Raw genomic sequence first — 6,734 nt, 5'->3', positions numbered from 1 at the left:
GTGCTCGATGCCGAGCGCGCAGGCGATCAGCAGCGGGGACGGGCCGGACTGTCGGTTCATCAGCTGCCCTTCACCTCGGCCGCGGACGTCTCGGTCGAGGGCTGCCCGGCGGGGGCGGTGACCGCCGCCGCGTGCGGTTGCCCGGCGAAGGGTTCACCGTGCACGTACCTGCCCAGCGCGGTGAGCGGGAAGACCTGCCGGTAGAGGTGGTAGTTGATGGAGAAGTCCCAGGGGAAGCCGGTCCCGGTGAAGTAGGGCTCGTCCCAGGAACCGTCCTCCCGCTGGGTGGCGGCCAGCCACTCGATACCGCGTTCGACGGCCTTGGACTCCCGCTCCCCCGCCGCGAGCAGGGCCATCAGCGCCCAGGCCGTCTGCGAGGCGGTCGAGGCGCCCCGGCCGCTCCACTCCCTGACGTAACGGTAGGAGCGCAGGTCCTCGCCCCAGCCGCCGTCGTCGTTCTGGACGGACTCCAGCCAGGTCACCGCGCGGCGGATGGCCGGGTGCGAGGCGGGGAGTCCGGCGGCGGTCAGGGCGGGAACGACGGAGCCGGTGCCGTAGACGTAGTTGACGCCCCAGCGGCCGAACCACGAGCCGTCCGTCTCCTGTTCGTCCAGCAGCCACTGAATGCCGCGCCGGGTGCGCGGGTCGTGGGCGAGGCCCTCCACGGCGAGCATCTCGACGACGTGCGCGGTGACGTCCGCGGACGGCGGGTCGATGACCTCGCCGAAGTCGCAGAAGGGCAGCCGGTTGGGGAAGGAGCTGGTGTTGTCGACGTCGAACGCTCCCCAGGCGCCGTTCTTCGACTGCATGCCGAGGTTCCAGCGCACGCCGCGGCCGATCGCCTTCTCCACCCGCTCCGGGTCGTGGTGGCTGACCCGGCGCAGGGCGAGGACCACCTCGGCGGTGTCGTCGATGTCGGGGTAGTTGTCGTTGTGGAACTCGAACGCCCAGCCGCCGGGCGGGAGTCCGGGCCGCTTCACCGACCAGTCGCCGGGGCGCACGATCTGCTCGCCGAGCATCCAGTCCGCGGCCTTCACCAGCTGCGGGTGGTCGGCGGGCACGCCCGCGTCGGCCAGCGCGATGGTGGCCAGGCAGGTGTCCCACACCGGGGACTGGCAGGCCTCGATCATCCGGGCGCCGTCCTCGCGCCACACGGCGAAGCGGTCCAGCGACTCCAGGCCGGCGCGCATCACGGGGTGTTCGAGGTCGTAGCCGAGGAGGTAGAGCGCGATGACCGAGTACACGGCCGGTGGCTGGATGCCGCCCCAGCAGCCGTCGTTCTCCTGGCGCTCGATGATCCAGCGGGCGGCGGTGTTCATCGCGGCCCGGCGCAGCCGGCGCGGGGCGACCTTGCGGTAGGCGTGCAGTGCCTTGTCGAGGCGCTGGAAGGCGCCGTCCCAGCTCGCCGCCGGTGCCGGGGGCCGCGGGGGGTTGGGGAGGGCCGGGTCGGTGTGCAGCTCGTCGAGCGGGAAGGGCGCGGGACGTACCGGCCGCTTCGCGGAGACGATGGTGAGGGGCACGATGGTCTGCCGGGCCCAGCAGCCGAAGTCGTAGATGTTGAGCGGCACCCAGGTGGGGAAGTAGATGAGTTCCGGCGGGAGTTCGGGCAGGTCGTCCCACTTCCACCAGCCGAACAGGGCGAGCCAGATCCGGGTGAAGACGCGGGCGGAGGCGATGCCGCCCCGGGTGCGGATCCAGTCCGACGCCCTGGCCATGTGCGGCGCGTCGGGCGAGTCGCCGGCCAGGCGGAGGGCGACGTAGGCCTCGATGGTGGCGGACAGGTCGCCGGGGCCGCCGTAGAAGGTGGCCCAGGTGCCGTCCTCGCGCTGCTCGCCGCGGATGAAGAGGGCGGCGGCGTGTGTGGTCCCGTCGTCCAGGATGCCCAGGAACTGGCGCAGGAGCAGGTCCTCGGCGTCCATCGTGACGTTCGTCTCGAGGTCGCCCTTCCACCAGCCCTGGGCGTCCTGCCGGGAGAGCAGGAAGTCCGTGGCGCGCCGGGTGGCGCGTGCGGCGGCTTCTGGTACCCCGGCCGCCGTCGCGGGGATCGTGATGTCGGTTTCGCTGGCCGCGGCTGCGAGGGGCTTCAGGGTGGCCCCGGTGCTTCCGTCGGTCGTCGCTGTCATGGCTTCCCCTTCGTGCAGTAACAAGTGGTGCTTCTGCTGTGGGTCCGCCGTCGGCCGGTGCTCGTCTACCCGCGACACCGGCCGGCGACTACGCGAGGGCTATTCGACCGATAGTGATCATCTCTTTCGTACGACGACGAAGTCCGCGAGTGCCGTGAACCGGTCCCGCACCCGGTCGGGCATGTCGACGGCGTCGAGGGCTTCGATGGCGATGGTGTGCTGACGGCGTGCCTCGTCGGCGGTCCATTCCCGGCCTCCCGCTTCCTCGATGAGGGCGGCGCGGGCCGCGAACTCCTCCTCGGAGAAGTTCGCGAAGTCGCTGGTCTTGGCGTCGGCGGCGAGGATCTCGCCGAGCCGCTCGGAGGCGGGGCCGCCCGCCGCGAGGGCGGCCACGACGGGGAGGGACTTCTTGCGCTGGCGCAGGTCGCTCCAGGTCTGCTTGCCGGTGGAGTCCGGGTCGCCCCAGATGCCGAGGAGGTCGTCGACGGCCTGGAAGGCGAGGCCGAGGTGGTAGCCGTACTTCTCCAGCGTGTCGGCGGTGTGCTCGTCGGCGCCGCCGAGCACCGCTCCGATGGAGCTGGCGCAGGCGAGCAGCGCGCCGGTCTTGTTGCCCTCCATCTCCAGGCACTCCTCGACGCTGACCCGGTCGCGGTGCTCGTAGGAGATGTCCTGGGCCTGACCGTCGATCAGGGAGCGGCTGGCCTTGGTGAGGCGGCGGGTGGCGCGGCCGGCCTCGACGCTGCCCAGTTCCAGGAGCACCTCGTTGGCCAGCGCGAACAGCGCGTCGCCGACGAGGATGGCCTGGGCGGGGCCGTGCACCTTCCAGACGGTGTCGCGGTGGCGGCGCTGCTCGTCGCCGTCCATCAGGTCGTCGTGCAGGAGGGAGAAGTTGTGCACCAGTTCCACGGCCACCGCGCCGGGCACGCCTACCTCGGGCGCGGCACCGGTCACCTCGGCGGAGAGCACCGCGAGCGCGGGGCGGACGGCCTTGCCGCCGTCGCCGTCCGCGGGCTTGCCCTGGGCGTCGATCCAGCCGAAGTGGTAGGCGGCGACGGTGTCCATGGGCGGTGCCAGGCGGTCGACGGCCGCCCGCAGGACCGGCGTGGACAGGGTCCGGCCGCGCTCCAGGAGCGCGGTCACGTCCACCGTGGTCCTCGGAGCGGCTTTCGGGGCCGGGGGCACAGTGGGCACAGTCTTTCCTCCAGTTGCGGTGCCGGGAGTGCGGGAGTCGGTCCCACGCGGATCGGCTTTCACGCCGCCTCCTCGAAGAAATCGGGAAGGAGGCCGCGGGACCGGCCCAGGGCGCCGAGCGCGGCGCCCGCCGCCCCGACACCGCTGCGAACCGCACTCTCCATGGTCGCGGGCCACCCTGTGGCGGTCCACGCTCCGGCCAGGTAGAGGCCGGGTGCCTTGGTACGGGCGCCGGGCCGGAGCCGTCCGACGCCGGGGGCGGGAGCGAAGGTCGCGGTGCGCTCCCTGGTCACGAAGAAGTCCTTGACCTCGGCACCCCGGGTGCGGGGCAGCAGCCGCTCCAGCTCGGGCAGGTACCGCTCGCGCAACGCGGCCACGGGCTCGTCGATCTCGTTCTGCGCGGTCGACTGCGACAGCGCCAGGTACTGACCCTCCTTCAGCCCGGAGGCCTCGGTACGGTCGAACACCCACTGGACCGGAGTGCCGAGAGCCGTGAGGAACGGCGTGGCGAGCACCTTGCGGTCGTAGATCACGTGGATGTTGAGGATCGGCGCGGTGCCGATCTCCAGAAGGTTTCCGGGGGCGTCGAGCGCACCGGCGGGCAGCAGGTCGTGCGCCTCGCGCTGCGGCACGGCGAGGACGACCGCGTCCGCCTCGATCGTCTCGTCGGGAACCTGAACGCTCCAGCCGCCGTTCTCGTTCGTACAGACGGAGGTGACGCGGGTACGGACCTCGGTACGGACGCCCGCGGAGTCGAGCGCCTTGCGGGCCAGACCGTCGTGCAGTTCGCCCAGCGGGACGCGGGCCCAGCCGATGTCGGCCGCGCCCGGGTCGGACAGCAGACCGGTCTTGAACACCATCGCGGCGAGCCCCAGGGAGGCGTCGCCCGCGACCGCGTTGAGGGTGGCGACGCCGACCAGGTCCCACAGGGCCTCGACGGCGCGCGCAGACTGACCGTGCCTGGTCAGCCAGCTGCCGAAGTCCTGGGTGTCCAGGGCCGGGTCGGCGAGGTCGAGCCCCTTGAGCGCGAGCGCGGCACGCCCGACACTCGCGCGCTCGGCGAGCGAGAGATGCGGATAGGTGGCGAGGCTCCGCCCCAGGTGCAGGGGTACGGGCAGCGCGTCGCGCCGCAGTCTGCCGAGCCGCCGCCCCTCCGGCCTGGCCAGGTCGAGGACCGGCACGTCGAGACGGTTCTGCACGGGAGCGAGCGCCGTCCCCCCGATACGGTCGAGGAACCAGCGGTAAGCGGTGCAGCAGCGCAGGTACACGTGCTGGCCGTTGTCGACGGTGAGGTCGCCGCGCCGGAAGGAGAAGGCGAGCCCGCCCAGGCGAGGCCGGCCTTCGAGCAGGGTGACGCGCACCCCGGCGTCGGCGAGCGCGAGCGCGGCGGTGACCCCGGCGAGCCCGCCACCGACCACGACGGCGTGTCCGCCGGGGCGGAGGGCCGAGACGTCCGTGAGCTGCCCGCCGTCACGCGTGCCGTTGCCGTGCGTCATGGTGCGCCCTTCCCTGTCCGGTCGCCGCGGTGCTTGAACGGCGTACGGCAGACCGTCTCAGTCAGGGACGCCGGCCGCCACCGGAGGGTTGCCCACCGTGCTACGCCGGAGGCATCGCCCGGGTCCGGCGTGTCGAGTGTGCCGGATGTGTCCATCAGACGCGCCTCCTGACGGCCCGCCGGGTGACGTGCCGGGCGTCGAGACCGGACAGGCCCCGCACGGCGACGTACGCCTTCTCGCGTCCGGGGAGCGATACCCGGCCGCGCAGCACGGCCTCCGGATCGCGCTCGATGCGGTCCAGGAGGCGGCGGTAGATGCCGGCCATGGCGGCCACGCAGGCGCCACTGCGCCGGTCGAGCATGGGCAGCAGCCGGTAGCCCTCGGCGAAGAGGGCGCGGGCCCGACGCACTTCGAAGTGCACGAGGCCCGCGAAATCGGAGCCCTCGGGTGGCGTCGGTCCGTTGAATCCGGCCGAACAGCCGAACTTGGCCAGGTCGTCGGCGGGCAGGTAGGTCCGCCCGCCCTCGGCGTCCTCACGGACGTCCCGCAGGATGTTGGTGAGCTGAAGCGCGAGCCCGAGCGTGTCGGCGTACTCGGGCGCGCGCTCGGCGCCGCGCGCCCCCGGTTCGGTACCGAAAACGCCGAGTGAGAGGCGTCCGATGGCGCCCGCCACGCAGCGGCAGTAGACCTTCAGGTCGTCCCAGGTCTCGTAGGTCTCGCCCCGCAGGTCCATCTGGACGCCGTCGATCAGCTCGTCGAGGCCGCCGAGCGGAATCGGGAAGGCACGCGCGGCGTGGGCGAGAGCGACGGCGACCGGGTCGGTGTCGTCCTCGTCGACGGCGCCCTCGTGGATGCGGGCGAGCACGGCCCGGGTCTCCTCGAGCCTGGCGACCTTGACGTCGTCCGCCAGCACCCCGTCGCCGATGTCGTCGACACGGCGCGAGAACGCGTACAGCGCCGACATCGCCCGGCGCTTGGGCGTCGGCAGCAGCCGGATGCCGTAGGCGAAGTTGCGGGCCTGCTGTCCGGTGACGGCCTCGCAGTAGCTGTAAGCGGCGAGCACCGGTGCCGACGCGTGCGCTGACGACTCCACGGGCCCGATCACCTCTCTCCTCGCAGGGTCACGCCCACCTCGCGCAGCAACTGGACCTTGCCGGGCTTGGGCGGGCCGGGAAGTACGTCGTGGTCGGCGGCGGCGATCGCCCGCAGGGCCGCCCTTCCTCCCGCCACGAACCCCGCGAGCAGCAGGCGCAGCCTGCCGTGGACGCTACCCACCAGGGGCGCGCCCTCATCCAGCAGATCGCGGGCGCGCCCGGCCTCGTACGCGATCAGGGCCCGTACCGACGCGCCGGCGGTGGGTGCGGCGAGGTCCGTCTCCAGGACGTGGAAGCGCTTCATGTCCTCGGCGGGGAGGTAGACCCGGTCGCGGCCCAGGTCCTCGGCGACGTCCTGGAGGTGCTCGACGATCTGCAGGGCGGTGCAGATCGCGTCGGAGCGGCGGATCCGCTCGGGCGTCGAGGTACCGGTGACGGCGAGGACCAGCCGGCCGACCGGGTTGGCGGACAGCTCGCAGTAGCCGAGGAGGTCGTCGTAGGTCTCGTACCGCCCGACCAGCTGGTCCTGGCGGTTGGCGGCGATCAGGCCGAGGAAGGGATCGGGGGTCAGCGAGCGGCGGCGCACGGTCGGCTGGAGGCGGCGCAGCAAGGGGTGGCGGGAGGTTCCGTCGAACACCCTGCGCAGGTCGTCCTCGAAGGCCTCCAGCATCAGCAGCCGGTCCTCGGCGCGGTCGGCGGGGACGCCGAGGAGGCGGGCGTCGGCGCCGCCGGGGGCCAGGTCGCCGTCACCGATGTCGTCGACGAGGCGGGCGAAGCCGTACACGGCCATGAGGTCGGTGCGCCAGTCGCGCGGCAGGAAGAAGGGGGCC

General features: G+C 72.7%; 6 protein-coding genes. All 6 read right to left on the bottom strand.

Annotated features, from left to right (window positions below):
• Positions 1–59: 59 nt before the first annotated feature.
• Entirely contained in the window at positions 60–2,123 is a 2,064-nt protein-coding gene (shc, locus tag EBH09_RS31275) for a squalene--hopene cyclase (RefSeq protein ID WP_121750222.1), read from the bottom strand.
• Between the two features lie 117 nt (positions 2,124–2,240).
• A complete protein-coding gene (locus EBH09_RS31270) occupies positions 2,241–3,305 on the bottom strand; it encodes a polyprenyl synthetase family protein (RefSeq protein ID WP_193776741.1) in 1,065 nt (354 codons plus the stop codon).
• A 68-nt stretch (positions 3,306–3,373) separates the two neighbouring features.
• The gene (gene hpnE, locus EBH09_RS31265) at positions 3,374–4,810 is read right to left on the bottom strand and encodes a hydroxysqualene dehydroxylase HpnE (protein WP_121750220.1); all 1,437 of its coding nucleotides are present in this window, start codon (positions 4,808–4,810) and stop codon (positions 3,374–3,376) included.
• Entirely contained in the window at positions 4,807–4,965 is a 159-nt protein-coding gene (locus EBH09_RS39450; RefSeq protein WP_121750219.1) for a DUF6380 family protein, read from the bottom strand. The genes hpnE and EBH09_RS39450 overlap by 4 nt, the downstream gene beginning before the upstream one ends.
• Complete coding sequence (gene hpnD / locus EBH09_RS31255) at positions 4,965–5,915, bottom strand: presqualene diphosphate synthase HpnD (protein WP_193776631.1); 951 nt, start codon at positions 5,913–5,915, stop codon at positions 4,965–4,967. The genes EBH09_RS39450 and hpnD overlap by 1 nt, the downstream gene beginning before the upstream one ends.
• Positions 5,912–6,734, bottom strand: an 823-nt coding sequence (gene hpnC, locus EBH09_RS31250; protein WP_121750218.1) for a squalene synthase HpnC, incomplete at its 5' end; no start/stop codon positions are given. The genes hpnD and hpnC, both read right to left, overlap by 4 nt.

Source organism: Streptomyces sp. E2N166 (genome assembly GCF_003671715.1).
Classification (GTDB): Bacteria; Actinomycetota; Actinomycetes; order Streptomycetales; family Streptomycetaceae; genus Streptomyces; species Streptomyces thinghirensis.
This window is presented reverse-complemented; position numbering and strand designations above follow the sequence as displayed.